13 protein-coding genes and 1 tRNA gene are annotated in these 14,909 nt (G+C 66.5%); 3 read left to right on the forward strand and 11 right to left on the reverse strand.

Annotation, left to right across the window (positions count from 1 at the left end; genetic code table 11):
• Window positions 1-23 precede the first annotated feature (23 nt).
• The 11 genes from AC1Q7Q_RS02795 to AC1Q7Q_RS02845 all read right to left on the reverse strand — a co-directional run bounded on the left by AC1Q7Q_RS02795 (window position 24) and on the right by AC1Q7Q_RS02845 (window position 10,735).
• Window positions 24-1,058 carry a quinone-dependent dihydroorotate dehydrogenase gene (locus AC1Q7Q_RS02795; RefSeq protein ID WP_492375944.1) on the reverse strand — a complete coding sequence of 345 codons (1,035 nt, stop codon included), beginning with the start codon at window positions 1,056-1,058 and terminating at the stop codon, window positions 24-26.
• 101 nt (window positions 1,059-1,159) lie between these two features.
• Entirely contained in the window at window positions 1,160-2,005 is an 846-nt protein-coding gene (locus AC1Q7Q_RS02800; protein ID WP_150987755.1) for an arginyltransferase, read from the reverse strand.
• A gap of 91 nt (window positions 2,006-2,096) precedes the next feature.
• Window positions 2,097-2,837 carry a leucyl/phenylalanyl-tRNA--protein transferase gene (aat, locus tag AC1Q7Q_RS02805; protein ID WP_492375945.1) on the reverse strand — a complete coding sequence of 247 codons (741 nt, stop codon included), beginning with the start codon at window positions 2,835-2,837 and terminating at the stop codon, window positions 2,097-2,099.
• Window positions 2,838-2,865: 28 nt separating this feature from the next.
• On the reverse strand, window positions 2,866-3,450 hold the full coding sequence (locus AC1Q7Q_RS02810) for an NUDIX hydrolase (RefSeq protein WP_174422706.1): 585 nt from the start codon (window positions 3,448-3,450) through the stop codon (window positions 2,866-2,868).
• Window positions 3,451-3,653: 203 nt separating this feature from the next.
• A tRNA-Met gene (locus tag AC1Q7Q_RS02815) sits at window positions 3,654-3,729 on the reverse strand.
• A 123-nt stretch (window positions 3,730-3,852) separates the two neighbouring features.
• On the reverse strand, window positions 3,853-4,605 hold the full coding sequence (locus AC1Q7Q_RS02820) for an RES family NAD+ phosphorylase (RefSeq protein ID WP_492372778.1): 753 nt from the start codon (window positions 4,603-4,605) through the stop codon (window positions 3,853-3,855).
• Window positions 4,565-4,954 carry an MbcA/ParS/Xre antitoxin family protein gene (locus tag AC1Q7Q_RS02825; protein ID WP_043345277.1) on the reverse strand — a complete coding sequence of 130 codons (390 nt, stop codon included), beginning with the start codon at window positions 4,952-4,954 and terminating at the stop codon, window positions 4,565-4,567. Before AC1Q7Q_RS02825 ends, AC1Q7Q_RS02820 begins: the two co-directional genes overlap by 41 nt.
• Before the next feature lie 212 nt (window positions 4,955-5,166).
• Window positions 5,167-6,405 (reverse strand): benzoyl-CoA 2,3-epoxidase subunit BoxA, encoded by a 1,239-nt coding sequence (gene boxA, locus AC1Q7Q_RS02830; protein WP_492372779.1) that lies wholly within the window; start codon window positions 6,403-6,405, stop codon window positions 5,167-5,169.
• 84 nt (window positions 6,406-6,489) lie between these two features.
• Complete coding sequence (boxB, locus tag AC1Q7Q_RS02835) at window positions 6,490-7,914, reverse strand: benzoyl-CoA 2,3-epoxidase subunit BoxB (RefSeq protein WP_174422703.1); 1,425 nt, start codon at window positions 7,912-7,914, stop codon at window positions 6,490-6,492.
• A gap of 76 nt (window positions 7,915-7,990) precedes the next feature.
• Entirely contained in the window at window positions 7,991-9,685 is a 1,695-nt protein-coding gene (gene boxC / locus AC1Q7Q_RS02840) for a 2,3-epoxybenzoyl-CoA dihydrolase (protein WP_492372780.1), read from the reverse strand.
• 111 nt (window positions 9,686-9,796) lie between these two features.
• Entirely contained in the window at window positions 9,797-10,735 is a 939-nt protein-coding gene (locus AC1Q7Q_RS02845; protein ID WP_492372781.1) for a helix-turn-helix transcriptional regulator, read from the reverse strand.
• Window positions 10,736-10,966: 231 nt separating this feature from the next.
• On the opposite strand from AC1Q7Q_RS02845, the gene AC1Q7Q_RS02850 reads away from it, so the two are divergent.
• From AC1Q7Q_RS02850 to AC1Q7Q_RS02860, 3 genes are all read left to right on the forward strand, one after another.
• The gene (locus AC1Q7Q_RS02850; protein ID WP_492372782.1) at window positions 10,967-12,655 is read left to right on the forward strand and encodes a benzoate-CoA ligase family protein; all 1,689 of its coding nucleotides are present in this window, start codon (window positions 10,967-10,969) and stop codon (window positions 12,653-12,655) included.
• A gap of 14 nt (window positions 12,656-12,669) precedes the next feature.
• Complete coding sequence (locus tag AC1Q7Q_RS02855) at window positions 12,670-13,485, forward strand: alpha/beta fold hydrolase (RefSeq protein ID WP_492372841.1); 816 nt, start codon at window positions 12,670-12,672, stop codon at window positions 13,483-13,485.
• Window positions 13,486-13,631: 146 nt separating this feature from the next.
• Entirely contained in the window at window positions 13,632-14,813 is a 1,182-nt protein-coding gene (locus AC1Q7Q_RS02860) for an ABC transporter substrate-binding protein (protein ID WP_183030966.1), read from the forward strand.
• Window positions 14,814-14,909 lie beyond the last annotated feature (96 nt).

Raw genomic sequence — 14,909 nt, forward strand, 5'->3', positions numbered from 1 at the left:
AAAACGGGTTTGGGCCGCGGCCGTCAGGCGCGCAGCGCGGCGGCGCATTCCTTGACCAGCACCGGGCCGCGGTAGATCAACCCGCTGTACACCTGCACCAGTTGCGCGCCCGCCGTGATCTTGGCTTGCGCATCGGCACCGCTGAAGATGCCGCCCACGCCAACGATGGGCACCGCGTCCCCAACCACCGCGCGCAGGCTCTTGACCACGCGCGTGGAGGATTCGAACACCGGCCGGCCCGACAGGCCGCCGGCTTCCTCGCCGTGCGGCAGGCCCTTGACGGCGTCGCGGGCGATCGTGGTGTTGGTGGCGATCACGCCGTCGATCCGGTGGCGGACCAGCGCATCGCCGATATTGCCGATCTGGTCGGCATCGAGGTCCGGCGCGATCTTGAGCGCGAGCGGCACGTAGCGCTTGTACTTGTCGGCCAGGCGCTGCTGTGCGTCCTTGAGCGTGGAGAGCAGGTGGTCGAGCTCGCTGGCGCCCTGCAGCTGGCGCAGGTTCTTGGTGTTCGGCGAGGAGATATTGACGGTGACGTAGCTGGCGTGCGGGTAGACCCGTTCCAGGCAGTGCAGGTAATCGTCCACCGCGCGCTCGATCGGCGTATCGGCGTTCTTTCCGATGTTCAGGCCCAGCACGCCGCCTTCAGCCTTCCAGCGTGACGCGTTCACATTGGCGATAAAGGCATCCACGCCGCCGTTGTTGAAGCCCATGCGGTTGATCAGCGCATCCGCCTGCGGCAGGCGGAACATGCGCGGCCGCGGGTTGCCCGCCTGCGGGCGCGGCGTTACGGTGCCCACCTCGATAAAGCCGAAGCCGAAGGCGGCCAGCCCGTCGATGTAGGCGCCATCCTTGTCGAGCCCGGCGGCCAGGCCAACCGGGTTGGGGAAGCGCACACCCATCACCGTGCGCGGGTCATCGGCGATGGTATTGCCGATGCAGCCCGCCAGCCCCATGCGCTTGGCGCGGAGCAGGTTGTTGAGGGTGAAATGGTGAGCGTCCTCCGCATCCATCGAGAACAGGGCGGGGCGAAACAAGGGGTAGAGCGCGTTCAGCACAGGGAATCAGCTTGGAAGTCGGGACCAAGGCGGCATTGTAACGGTTGGGCCAGATCGGGTGCTGCGCCGCTGGCGCGGGCATGACTCGCGCAGGCTGTCCGCTACAGGCTGTTTTCCGGGGCTTCGTCGCCGGGCTGCGGCGGTACGACCGGCACAGCGGTGGGCGACGCCACGGCGGGCGCCGCATCCCGCAGCGACGCTGGCGCCGCATCGAACGCGCGCCACTGGTTTGCGGTCAGCACCTGCAGCGGCTGGTAGCGCGCCTTGTAGGCCATTTTTCGGCTGTCGGCGATCCAGTAGCCCAGGTACAGGTGGGGCAGGGCGAGTTCGCGGGCCTGTTGGATCTGCCACAGGATGTTGTAGGTGCCGTAGCTGGCGTGCACCTCCAGCGGGTCGTAGAAGGTGTAGACCGAGGACAGGCCATCGTCGAGCACATCGATCATGCTGACCATGCGCAGCCGTCCGGCCTCGGGCGAGCCCGGCGGCTCGCGGAATTCCACCAGCCGCGAGTTGACCCGGCTTTGGAGCAGGAACTGCTCGTACTGGTCGCGGCTGTCCTGGTCCATGCCGCCGCCGGCGTGGCGCATCGACTGGTACAGCAGGTAGAGCGAATAATGCTCTTCCACGTAGGTCAGAGGCGCCACCAGCGCCTGCAGGCTGCCGTGCTGGCGCCAGGCCCGGCGCTGGCTGCGGTCAGGGCGGAACTGGTCGACCACCACGCGGCACGGCGTGCAGGCGTGGCATTCATCGCAATAGGGGCGGTAGGTAAAGATGCCGCTGCGCCGGAAGCCGGCGCGCACCAGCCGCGAATAGACGTCGGCATTGATCAGGTGGGCGGGCGTGGCCACCTGAGAGCGCGCCATGCGGCCATCGAGGTAGCTGCAAGCGTAGGGTGCCGTAGCGTAGAACTGCAACGCGGAAAGGGGGAGTTCCTTTAGCTTGCTCATGTGTCTGCAACGGCCAGGGATGAAACAGCAACGCGGGAAAGCCGACGGCGCAGCGACCAGGCCTTGCGGCGAGTGGCCAATGCGGTGCGCCCTACGGCTGCACCTGAGTCCATCTCTGCAGCACCGTCTTGTCAAAACCCCACGGCACGATATCCGGCTGGCGGGTGGCAATGCGGATATGGGCCGCGAACTCCGCACGCGGTATGGGACTCGCCCCGAGCGAAGCCAGATGATCGGTTTCCTGCTGGCAGTCTATCATCGTCACGCCGTGGTTGCCGAGGAACGCGCACAGCGCGGCCAGGGCGATCTTGGAGGCATCGGTGCGCCGCGCGAACATCGATTCGCCATAGAACATCCGCCCGAGCGCCACGCCGTACAGGCCGCCCGCGCGCTCGCCCTGGTACCAGGTCTCCACGCAATGCGCCAGGCCATTGCGGTGGAGTGCACCATAGGCGGCGATGATGTCCTCGGTGATCCAGGTGCCATGCTGGCCATCGCGCGGGGTTTCGGCGCAGGCCTGCATCACGGCGATAAAGTCATCGTCGACGCGGACTTCCCAGTCGGGGTCGCGCAGCACGCGCTTGAGGGTCTTGCGGAAAGTGCTGGAAACGCGCAGTGCCTGCGGCGGCAGCACCATGCGGGGATCGGTGCTCCACCACAGCACCGGCTGGCCTTCGGCATACCAGGGAAAAATGCCTTGGCGGTAAGCCAGCAGCAGGCGCTGCGCCGACAGCTCGCGGCTGGCCGCAAGCAGGCCGGGCGCGTCGGAGCCCGGGCCGAGCGCACGCTCGACCGGCGGGAACGGATCATGCGGATCCAGCCAGGTGATCATGCGGGCAGTGCGGGCAACGTGCCCGGGTTCAGGGTTCGACCGTGGCCCGGGTGGTCAGCGGGCGCATCGGCTTGTCGATATCCAGGCTGTGCAGGCGGAAGGTGCCGTCGGCTAGCCGTCCCGCCGCGCGATCCGCGAAGAAGCAGCGCAACGAATGGATCACGGTGGGGAAGGCCAGTTCGTCCCAGGGTACGTCGGCTTCCTCGACCAGCTTTACCTCCAGGCTTTCCTCGCCCGCCGAGATGTCCAGGTCTTCCAGCGTTGCCAGGTAGAACATGTGCACCTGATGCACATGCGGCACATTCAGGATCGAGAACAGTTCGCCGACCTGCACCCGTGCCCCGGCTTCCTCCAGCGTCTCGCGCGCGGCGCCCTGCGCGGTGGTCTCGCCGATCTCCATGAAGCCGGCCGGCAGCGTCCAGAAGCCATAGCGCGGCTCGATGGCGCGCTTGCACAGCAGGACCTTGTCCTCCCACACGGGAATGGTGCCGACCACATTGCGCGGGTTGACGTAGTGGATGGTGCTGCAGTTGTCGCACACTGAACGCAGGCGCGAGTCGCCTTCAGGGATGCGCAGCACGACCGCATGGCCGCAGTTCGAGCAGAATTTCATGAGGGGCGTCCGGGAGGAATGGCGAAAGTGTATCACCGCCGATGGGGGCTGCCGGGGGTGGGGTGCGAGTTTGGGGTGGGCTAGCGCGCGGGACCGCACCGAAGTCGAGCACCCGGCGCACAAAACAAAAAACGCCCGGAATTGGGCGTTGGGGCGTTGGTTTGCTTTGCATTCGACCGTGACTGCATTGGCATGCAGGTGTTTGGTTGCGGGGGCAGGACTTGAACCTGCGACCTTCGGGTTATGAGCCCGACGAGCTGCCAACTGCTCCACCCCGCGTCCGTCGAAGAAAAAGATTATAAGGCAAATCCTACCGCGGTGCAACAGCCAATTGCGTCAGAATGGCGAAGGGCGCAAGAACTCGCCCCGATAAGGATCGCGGCTGCAATGGCGCGCGGGGGTTCAGGCAGGGGCGGGACTGGCCTTGCTGCGCTGCCAGACGCTGGCGGCAAACTGGAAGCTGTCCCGCTGCAGCAGGTCGTCGCGTTGCCAGATGACGCGGTCAGGCCGCACGGTCAGCATCCAGGTGGTGGTGACGCGTGGTTGGGGTTCGGCGAAGGCGCGCGGGGTTAGCAGCGCGGCGCAGGCGCCGTGCTCCGGGTCGCGCACCGAGGTGTAGCGGATCATGCCGAGGCCAGCTTCCCGGGCCGTGCGGGCCAAGGCCTGGCAGGCATCATAGTGGTCGGGATCGGTCCACTTCGCTGCGTCTTCGGCAAACGGCGGGGCGTCGAGCGCGATGCCTTCGGTGCGCACGCTCACCTGGAACAAGGTGTGGGGCCGGGCGTCGATGCGGGGCAGCGCCGGGCTGTCGAGCAGGAAGCGCCAGCGCCAGTAGCCCAGTTCCGCGCAGGCGGTGCGAATATCGTCCGCGCCGTAGAACACGCCAGGATCCTGCTCGGCGCGAAAGCGCGAGCCCCAGGGCGAGGGCGGGTAGCGAAAGGGCGTGAACAGAAGATAGTGCAGGTGGCGTGCGTCGGCGGGCACCGCGGGCTTGCCGGCGTCCAGCACGGCTTCCAGCACGGCCTGCTCCTCCAGGCTGTCGACCAGCGGCATGGTCGATACCACATGCTGGGCCTCAACCGCGCGCCAGAGCGTGAGCGCAAACGGCTTGCGCTCAGACGCGACCGCGGGTGGCATCCAGATAGTGAACGACACGTACCAGGCCCTCTGTTGTGCGGATCAGGTCGAGCGGCTTGCCACCCAACGCCAGGTTTTCGTTGGCCAGCCAGAGGCGGGCCTGGTCGCTGTGGCCGAGGATGGCGTCGAGCGAGCGGAACAGGCGTACGAACAGCACGCCGAACTCCCATTCCTTGCGATGCGCATCGAGCACATAGCCCCCGGAAGCCATTCGGGACACAGAGGCGGTGCTGATGCCCAGCACGTTGGCCACGCCTGCCTGGCTGATGCCAAGGAAGCCGGCTGCACGCATGACCGCCTTGGTGAGGGTGGTGCCGGGGTCCGGACTGCCGGCAGGAAGATGCTCGGGGACTTGCTTGGGTTGCATCGCCTCGCTCCTGTTTCTTCAGAAACATTATAGGCGGTTCGTTTCGTAAGGGAAGCAGGAAAACGCCATCTTTATCTGCATGGCTTGGTGGTCTCGCCCGCTGCGGAATGCGCACTTGTCCTGTATAAGACCTTCTGCTGCGCTCCGCGTTGCGAGGGTGTGGGGCGCAACGGAGCGAGGCCTTCCGCAGGATCGGTATGTCTCAGTACGTCTCAGTACGTCTCGATATGCAGCCGTCCCTCTGTCTTCATGGCAACTTCCAGTTCACCCCAGGCCAGCCCGGTGCTGGCGCAGACCTCTGCGAACGCAGCCAGCACCCCGTCTTCCATTCCCTTGAGGCCGCAGATGTAGACATGGCCGTGCGGGTCGTTGAGCAGCGCCGCCACGCGGGCGCCGGCTTCGCGGATGGCGTCCTGCACATAGCGTCGGGGCTGGCCGGGATCGCGCGAGAAGGCGAGATGGATATCGAGGAAGCTCGGCGGCAGTTTCATCAACGGGCCGAAGTAGGGTAGTTCCCGCGCGTTGCGGGCGCCGAAGAACAACAGGCGCTGTCCGTCGAATTGCTCGACGTTGCGCCGCATGTGCTCCGTCATGGCGCGCATCGGGGCCGAGCCGGTGCCGGTGCAGATCATCATCACGCTGGCTTCACGGTGGTTGGGCATCAGGAAGGTGGTGCCGAACGGGCCGACCACGCGCACTTCGTCGCCGCGCGCGAGATCGCACAGGAAGTTGGATGCCACGCCGCGCACAGGCTGCCCGTCATGATCCTGCTCGACGCGCTTCACGGTGAGCGCCAGGTTGTTGTAGCCCGGCCGCTCGCCGTCGCGCGGGCTGGCGATCGAGTACATGCGGATGTAGTGCGGCTTGCCGTTGGCGTCGGTGCCGGGCGGCACGATGCCGATGGCCTGGCCTTCCAGCACCGGGAAATAGTGCTGCCCGAAATCCAGCACGATGTGATGCACATCGCTCGATGCGTCGTCGGCGGTCAGGCGGTAGTTGCCGGCCACGGTGGCGGTGACGGGGGCGCGCACGCCGTGCAGGTTGACATACGGATGCGCCGCCGACCACGGCGCCTTGGGCGAGGTATGCCGGCTGGTTTCCACCTGCTGGGTTTGCGGCTCCTGCCCGGTCTGCGGCGGTGAAGCCGGATCCGGCGCGCTATCGAGCCCCGCGTCCGCCGGCAAGGGCAGGCTGGCGGGGAGTTCGTCCCATAGCAACTGCGCCTCGATCGGATAGGCCGCGCTTTTGAGCATCGTGCGCCAGTTGTCGATCGCGCCGGTGGGGCACGGCCCCAGGCAGGCGCCGCAGCCGTTGCACACGTCGGCCCTGACCACGTAGTTGCGGTCGTCATGGGTGATCGCGTCGATCGGGCAGGTGTCTTCGCAGGTGTTGCAGCGGATGCAGATCTCGGGGTCGATCAGGTGCTGCTTGATGATGTCGGGGGCGCCCATCTCTTTGGTCTCCTTGGCGCGCGGCCGGTCTGTCGCCGGTGCTGCGCCGCATGTTGCCCGTGGGTCAGTCCGGGCTGGTCAGGGTCAGTTGAAGCGTACGTACTCGAAATCCATCGGCTGGCGGTTGACGCCCACCACCGGCGGAGCGATCCAGTTGGCGTACTTGCCGGGCTCGGTGACCCGGCCCATCAGCGAGGCCACGAAGGCGCGGTCCTCGTCGGTTGCCAGCCACTCGCGCTCGCCGGCCTGCCATTGCGCTTCGGTGAGCAGTTCGCCAGCCGGCGAGACATGGACGTTGGCCAGGCTGCCGATCTTGCGGTTGAATGCCTTGTGCGGCACTGTCATGCGGAATGCGATGCCGTGCTTTTCGATCACCTTGTTCCAGCGCGCCACGCCGCCGAGCGTGTCCTTGACGTAGTCGTCGCGCAGCACCTCGTTGAGCGCGTTGAGCATGGGCACCTCACGCTCGCCCAGGCGGCCGTCGGTGACGTCGAGGATGCGGTACACCTCGCCCTTGAGCACGTGGTCGTCGCCACGCTTGCCTTCCTCGAAGCGGCCCTTGAGCCCGGCGCTGTAGAAAGTGGCGGCGTTGGACGACTGGTCGGCGCCGAACAGGTCGATGGTCACGCTGTAGTGGAAGTTGAGGTAGCGCTGGATGGTATCGAGATCGATCACGCCAGCGGCGCGCACGTCCGCGGGATCCTGGATATCGCGCTCGCGCATGACTTCGCAGGTGCGCTGGATCACGCGGGAGATGCCGGACTCGCCGACGAACATGTGGTGGGCTTCTTCGGTCAGCATGAAGCGCGTGGTGCGCGCCAGCGGGTCGAAGCTGGATTCGGCCAGCGCGCAGAGCTGGAACTTGCCGTCGCGGTCGGTGAAGTGGGTGAACATGAAGAAGGCCAGCCAGTCGGGCGTGCGCTCATTGAAGGCGCCCAGGATGCGCGGGTTGTCCTCGTCGCCGGAACGCCGTCCCAGCAGCGCCTCGGCCTCTTCGCGCCCGTCGCGCCCAAAATGGCGATGCAGCAGGTACACCATGGCCCACAGGTGGCGGCCTTCTTCCACATTGACCTGGAACAGGTTGCGCAGGTCGTAGAGCGAGGGGCAAGTCATGCCCAGGTGGCGTTGCTGCTCCACCGAGGCCGGCTCGGTGTCGCCCTGGGTGACGATGATGCGCCGCAGGTTGGCGCGATGCTCGCCCGGCACTTCCTGCCAGGCCGCTTCGCCCTTGTGCTCGCCGAAATGAATGCGGCGTGCCGGGTCGGCGGGCTGGAGGAAGATGCCCCAGCGATAGTCGGGCATCTTGACGTGGTCGAAATGCGCCCAGCCGGAAGGATCGACCGAGACCGCCGTGCGCAGGTAGACATCGTGCTGGTGCGAGCCTTCGGGTCCCATGTCGCGCCACCAGTCGAGAAAGGCGGGCTGCCAGTGCTCGAGCGCGCGTTGCAGCGCGCGGTCGTCGGACAGGTTGACGTTGTTCGGGATCTTCTGGCTGTAGTCGATGCTCACGGGGTTGTCTCCTTGTCTTGTTTCTTGTTTTTTGTTTCTTGTTGCGCGGACGGCTGGCCCGGATGGGCAAACGGGCTCAGACGCGGTCCCAGTCGAAGCGGGCCTTGTTGCCCAAGCCGAACACCTTGAGCGCGCCTTGCTCGCCCACCGCGTTGGGCCGGTTGAAGATCCAGTTCTGCCAGGCGGTGAGGCGGCCAAAGATGCGGGTCTCCATGGTCTCCACCGGCCCGAAGCGCAGGTTGGCTTCGAGTCCCGTCAAGGCGTCCGGCGACAGGCTGGCGCGCTCCTCGATGGCAATGCGGATCTCGTCTTCCCAGTCGATGTCGTCGGGCGTGGCGGTGACGAGGCCGAGCGAGGCGGCGTTGATGGCGTCGAGCGGCGCGCCGATATGGTCCTGCACGGCCTGGACCGCCACCTCGTCCTGGTAGAAACGCGCGGCCAGCCGGGTCAGCCCGTTGACGGCCGGATAGCGGCCGAAGTTGGCGGCGCTGGCGAACACGCGCGGTGCATCGTCCGGCGCGTCGGGCAGGTGCAGCATGTAGCTGCGGTCGGCGGCCAGGGCCAGCTCTAGCAACGTGCCGGCAAAGCAGGAGTCCGGCTCGATCAGCGCAAACAGCGTGCGCGACGACACCTCCAGGCGCGCCAGCGTGCGGCGCAGCATGCCGATGGTTTCGCGCACGAACCAGTGCCCGGCATGCGCATCCAGCAGCGCATCGGTGGCCAGCACCTGATGGGGATCGCCTTCGGTCTTGAGGATCCACATGCCAATGTCGAGATGGTTGGCGCGCAGCGTGAGGATGGCGTCGTCGAGCTCGCGCGCCATCTTCAGCGGCCACCAGTCGGCGCCGGCGGCAAGGATCGCGGCCAGCGCCTGCGGCTGGTGCTTGGTCGGGCCGAAGACCGTCAGCGTGGCCTTGCGGGCATGCGGGTCGATATGCACCTGGACCGTTTCATAGCGGTATCCGTGCGCATCCTGGCTGCGCGACAGTGGCGTGAGCTTCACGCCATCCTGGCCGGCGGGCCGGTCGCTCTGCGCGGCAAGCGCAAGCGCGCGCTGTTGCACATGTTCCGCGAAGCGCGCCGGCTTGACCACGGCATCGACCAGTTTCCAGTCGTGCGCCCGCTGCCCACGCACGCCCTCGGTGGTGGTGCAGAAGATGTCGGCGTGGTCGCGCCGCACCCGGCGCTTGTCGGTGATGCGCGTGAGCCCGCCGGTGCCAGGCAGCACGCCCAGCAGCGGCACTTCGGGCAGGCTGACGGCGGAGGAACGGTCGTCGACCAGCACGATCTCGTCACAGGCCAGGGCCAGTTCATAGCCGCCGCCGGCGGTGGTGCCGTTGCAGGCCGCGATGAACTTCAGGCCAGAGTGGCGGCTGGCGTCCTCGATGCCATTGCGGGTTTCGTTGGTGAACTTGCAGAAGTTCACCTTCCAGGCGTGCGATGACTTGCCGAGCATGAAGATGTTGGCGCCTGAGCAGAAAATGCGGTCCTTGGCGCTGGTGAGGACCACGGTGCGCACTTCCGGGTGCTCGAAGCGGATGCGCTGCACGGCGTCGTGCAGTTCGATGTCCACGCCGAGGTCGTAGGAGTTCAGCTTGAGGGCATAGCCGGGGCGCAGGCCGCCGTCTTCGTCGACATCCATGGACAGCGTGGCCACCGGGCCCGCGAACGTCAGTTTCCAGTGGCGGTATTGCGCGGGGTCGCGCTCAAAGGTGACGGGGGCTTGCTCAATCGTGGTGGCGGTGGCGGTGGGAGTGGCCGGGGCGGACATCGTGGTCTCCTTTATGCATTATATTGTCGATCATCCCTTGCGATGAAATATAGTGCACAAATCTGGCCGACGCAATCCTTGCTCGATGTTCAGGCGCCAAACAGGTACCAATCACGCGCCAATCACGCGAAGATGGGCGCGCAAAGCCTGCAGGGAGGTGGTGGGATCCTGGCCGCTGGTGTCGATCGTCACGTCCGCGCGGGAGTACAGCGGAGTGCGCGCCAGCAGGATCCGGCGCAGATCGTCCATGGCTTCACGGTTGCCTTCCATCGGGCGCATGTCGCCCTGCGCTACCACTCGTGCCATGTGTTCCTCGGGCGAGGTCTTTACCCAGACTGTGTAGCAGCGTGCCAGCAGCAGGTTGAAGGTGGAGGGCTCCGAGACCAGGCTCCCGGGTGTGGCCAGCACCATGCGGTCGTTCTCCCGCAGCACGCGTTCAAGTGCGCGCATCTCGTAGCGGCGGTAGGCGGCCTGCCCGTAGAGGGAGTGGATTTCGGCCAGGCTGGCACCGGCTTCCTGCTCTATGACACCGTTGAGCTCGACGAAGGGCACTTCCATGGCCGCGGCCAGCGCCCGCCCGAGTGTGGATTTGCCGGCGCCGCGCAGCCCGATCAGCGTAATGCGGCGATGGCGCGCGTCATGGGAGGCGGAGGGCGCCAGGGCATGGCGGCAAGCCTCGCGCACGCGTGACAGGTCGGCCGCGGGCAGTTGCGCCAGCCACTGCACCAGCTGCGAGAACTCCGAGGCAGGCTGGCCACCAGCAGCGTGCTGGGTCTCCATCTCCGCCAGCACCACCGGCAGCGGCACATCCAGCGCGCGCGCCACCTGGCGCAGCAGCAGCACGGACGCATTGCCGGTGCCGGTCTCCAGGTTGGCGAGGTAGCGCTCGGACACCTCCGCGCCGCGCGCGAGGTCCTTGCGCGACATGCCCCGCGCCGCGCGCAGCGAGCGGATGCGCTCGCCGAGTTGCGTCAGGTAGGGATCGCGCTCGCCGGCAGGGCGGGCGTCGGAGGAATCGGGGGCCAGCAGTGGGTCTGGGTCGCGGCGCATGGCGGGCGGGTTTGGATAGGGAATGGGAGCGGTTGGGGCCAGGATCGGGGTTGCGATTATAAGGGACGCGGCCTTCGTGTCATATAGTGCATTTCTCTGCTTGCATAATAGGCGATATGCAATAAAATGCATCGACAAATGCAGGTCAAGAAAAAACAAAAAATCACGACAAACCTGACTCCGTTCCCACGGCGAAGTGCGACCCCGGGGACGGCATCGAGGAGTGGAGACATGACGCCCCCCATTGCATCCCCGTCCCCGGCGGCCGATGCGACTCATGCCGCTACAGCGGCGGCCATTTCCGTACTGCCGGCCCGCTACAACGCCGCCGCCGACTTGCTGTCGCGCAACCTGGCGGCAGGCCGCGCCGACAAGGTCGCCTATGTGGACGATGCCGGCCTGCTCAGCTTTGCCGCGCTGGACCAGCGATGCCGGCGCTTTGCCGCCGCCCTGCTGCATGCCGGGATCCGCCCCGAGGAGCGCCTGCTGCTGTGCGCGCTGGACACCATCGATTTCCCCACGGTGTTCCTCGGCTGCCTGCTCGCCGGCGTGGTGCCCGTGGCCGTCAACACGCTGCTGACCGTCGACGACTACGCCTACATGCTGGACCACAGCGGCGCGCGCGCGGTCGTGGTCTCGGCACCGCTGGCCAGCGTCATGCGCGATGCCATCGGCAAAGCTGGCACCGCGCCCGCGCTGATCCTCGCCGCACCGGATGCCGGCAGTGCCGGCCCGGGGCCGAGCGTGGCCGAGATGGCCGGGCAGGGCATGCCGCTGGAGGGCGCTGCCGCCACGCGGCCGGACGACATCGCCTTCTGGCTGTATTCGTCCGGTTCCACGGGGCGCCCAAAGGGCACCGTGCACACGCATGGCAACCTGTTCCATACCGCCGATCTCTATGCGCGCCAGGTGCTTGGCCTGCGTGAAGACGACGTGGTTTTTTCCGCGGCGAAGCTGTTCTTCGCCTACGGCCTGGGCAATGCGCTGACGTTTCCGCTTGCCGTTGGCGCCACCACCGTGTTGATGGCCGAACGTCCCACGCCGCAAGCGGTGTTCCGCCGGCTGCGCGAGCAGCGCCCGACGGTTTTCTGCGGCGTGCCCACGTTATATGCCGGCATGCTGGCCGCGGGCGACCTGCCGCGTCGGCCGGAGGTTGCGCTGCGCGTTTGCACGTCGGCGGGCGAGGCACTGCCCAAGGATATCGGTGATCGTTTCCGCGCGCATTTTGGCTGCGACATCCTCGACGGCATTGGCTCCACCGAGATGTTGCACATCTTCCTGTCGAACCGTCCCGGCGACGTGCGCTACGGCACCACCGGCAAGCCGGTGCCCGGCTACGCGCTGAGGCTGCTGGATGAAGCGGGCCAGCCCTGCGCGCAGGGCGAGATTGGCGACCTCTTTATCAAGGGCCCGAGCGCCGCGCTGATGTACTGGGGCAACCGCGACAAGACCCGCGACACCTTCGTGGGCGAATGGACCCGCAGCGGCGACAAGTACCAGCAGGATGCGGATGGCTATTTCATCTACGCCGGGCGCAGCGACGATATGCTCAAGGTGGGCGGCATCTATGTATCGCCATTCGAGGTCGAGGCCGTGCTGGCCTTGCATCCGGCCGTGCTGGAGGCAGCGGTGATCGGCGTGGCCGATGCCGACGAACTGGTCAAGCCGAAAGCCTTCGTGGTGCTGCGCCCCGGCCAGTCCTGGCATGAGGGCATGGCGGCCGAGCTGCAGGCGTTCGTCAAGTCGCGGCTGGCCCCGTACAAGTATCCGCGCCAGATCGAGTGCGTGGCTGAACTGCCGAAGACGGCCACCGGCAAGATCCAGCGCTTCCAGCTGCGCCAGCGAGAGGAGGCTGCGCACGCGGCTGCCGATGGCGCGGCTCCGGAGCCGGCAATCGTGCCGGCGACGACAGACCGATGATGAAGGGCAAGGGCATGCAAAGCGAATTGGTGGAAATTCCGTTCGACGGCCGCCGTATCCAGATCGAGATCCAGTGGCTGCGGCCGCAGCGGCAGGAGCGCCCGCTGGTGGTCTTCCTGCACGAGGGGCTGGGTTCGATCAGTATGTGGCGCGACTATCCCGCCGCGCTGTGCGAGGCTGGAGACTTTCGCGGGCTGGTGCTGTCGCGTTATGGCTATGGGCGCTCCACCCCGCGTCCCGCCCCGGAAAAGTGGGGCGTCGACTACATGCATCGCCAGGCGCGCGAGGCACTGCCGGCGCTGTTCGACACACTCGAGATCGGGCCGGGACGCAAACGTGGCAAGCCTTGGCTGTTCGGCCACAGCGACGGCGGCTCGATCGCGCTGATACATGCCGCGAGTTTCCCTCAGGCGGTCGATGGCATCACCGTGCTGGCGCCGCACATCCTGGTGGAGGATATCTCGGTGAGCAGCATCCGGGCCGCCCGCGAGGCCTATCTGCAGGCGGACCTGCGCAGCAAGCTGGCGCGCCATCACGACGATGTGGATTCCGCCTTCTGGGGTTGGAACGATATCTGGCTCGATCCCGCGTTCCGCGCCTTCGACCTGCATCCGCTGCTGTCGCAGATCCAATGTCCCGTGCTGGCGGTGCAAGGCGAGGACGATGAATACGGCACCATGGCGCAGATTGAGGGTATCCATCGATATGCGCCACAAACCGTCCTGCTTAAACTCCCGCGATGCGGCCACTCGCCTCACCGCGACCAGCCCGGGCCGTTGACGGACGCGGCAGTCAGGTTTATAACGGCACATACTTCATACCTAAAATAATTCCGCGCCCCCTGCGCGTTGGCCTGCAGTTCCCCCCCCGTCCGGCAGCTCGCGAGGTCTGCGAATGCCGCGCACGGATGGGAGTCCCGCAGGCTGGCGATGCCGGCCCAGGCGACGGAAGTCGGCTTGACCACCAGGAGACATCCATGCATCGCTTCACATCGCGCGGGCTGGCCCCCGCATGCCTAGCCATCGCTGCATCCCTTGCCTTTGCCGCGGGCGCCAATGCCCAGGGCACCGGCAAGATCAAGGTTGGCTTCATGCTGCCTTACACGGGCACCTATGCGTCGCTGGGCAACGCCATCGAGAATGGCTTCAAGATGTACGTGCAGGAGCAGGGCGGCAAGCTGGGCGGGCGTGAGATCGAGTACTTCAAGGTGGACGACGAGTCCGATCCGGCCAAGTCGCCGGAGAACGCCACCAAGCTGATCAAGCGCGACCAAGTCGACGTGGTGGTGGGCACGGTGCACTCGGGCGTGCAGATGGGCATCGTCAAGGTGGCCAAGGAAAACAACACGCTGCTGATCATTCCCAATGCGGGTGTGGATGAAGCCACCGGCCCGCTGTGCGGCCCCAATATCTTCCGCTCCTCGTTTTCGAACTGGCAGCCGGGCTACGCCATGGGCCATGTGCTGGCCGAGCGCGGCATGAAGAAGGTGGTCACGCTGACGTGGAAATACGCGGCCGGCGAGCAGTCGGTCAAGGGCTTCAAGGAAGCCTTCGAGGCCAAGGGCGGCAAGGTGGTGAAGGAGTTGAGCCTGCCGTTCCCCAACGTGGAATTCCAGGCGTTGATCACCGAGGTCGCATCGATCAAGCCCGATGCGGTCTTCGTGTTCTTCGCCGGCGGCGGCGCCGTGAAATTCGTCAAGGACTGGGCCGCGGCGGGCCTCAAGGACAAGATTCCGCTCTACGCGTCGGGCTTCCTCACCGACGGCACGCTGGAAGCACAGGGCGCCGCGGCGCAAGGCATCGAAACCACGCTGCACTATGCCGATGGCCTGCCCAACCCGCGCGACAAGAGCTTCCGCCTGGAATACGCCAAGGCCTACAAGCTGCAGCCCGACGTGTACGCCGTGCAGGGCTACGACGCCGCGCAGTTGCTGGCCGCAGGCGCCGGCGCGGTCAAGGGCGACATGAGCAAGAAGGCCGAGGTCATCAAGGCGATGGAGCAGACCAAGGTCGATAGCCCGCGCGGGACTTTCACGCTCTCGAAGGCCCACAATCCGGTGCAGGATTTCTACCTGCGCAAAGTCGATGGCCGGGAGAACAAGCTGGGCGCCGTTGCAGTGAAGGCGTTGGCCGATCCGGCGCGCGGCTGCCGGCTCTGAGCGGGTAGTCGCCGTGGCCCGCCGCCGCCAAGGCGCCGTGCCGAAGTCCGGCCCGGCGCCAGCCGGGCCGCATACCGCAACCGAGTTGCCGCTTTG

The organism is Cupriavidus sp. GW823-FHT07A04, assembly GCF_058794615.1.

Bases quoted from the DNA above. Each gene is read 5' to 3' on its own strand.
- AC1Q7Q_RS02810 (WP_174422706.1), bottom strand. From the start codon at position 3,450: ATGAAATTCTGCTCGAACTGCGGCCATGCGGTCGTGCTGCGCATCCCT.
- AC1Q7Q_RS02855 (WP_492372841.1), top strand. From the start codon at position 12,670: ATGCAAAGCGAATTGGTGGAAATTCCGTTCGACGGCCGCCGTATCCAG.
- boxC (WP_492372780.1), bottom strand. From the start codon at position 9,685: ATGTCCGCCCCGGCCACTCCCACCGCCACCGCCACCACGATTGAGCAA.
- boxA (WP_492372779.1), bottom strand. From the start codon at position 6,405: ATGGGCGCCCCCGACATCATCAAGCAGCACCTGATCGACCCCGAGATC.
- aat (WP_492375945.1), bottom strand. From the start codon at position 2,837: ATGATCACCTGGCTGGATCCGCATGATCCGTTCCCGCCGGTCGAGCGT.
- AC1Q7Q_RS02845 (WP_492372781.1), bottom strand. From the start codon at position 10,735: ATGCGCCGCGACCCAGACCCACTGCTGGCCCCCGATTCCTCCGACGCC.
- AC1Q7Q_RS02825 (WP_043345277.1), bottom strand. From the start codon at position 4,954: ATGCAACCCAAGCAAGTCCCCGAGCATCTTCCTGCCGGCAGTCCGGAC.
- AC1Q7Q_RS02800 (WP_150987755.1), bottom strand. From the start codon at position 2,005: ATGAGCAAGCTAAAGGAACTCCCCCTTTCCGCGTTGCAGTTCTACGCT.
- AC1Q7Q_RS02860 (WP_183030966.1), top strand. From the start codon at position 13,632: ATGCATCGCTTCACATCGCGCGGGCTGGCCCCCGCATGCCTAGCCATC.
- AC1Q7Q_RS02850 (WP_492372782.1), top strand. From the start codon at position 10,967: ATGACGCCCCCCATTGCATCCCCGTCCCCGGCGGCCGATGCGACTCAT.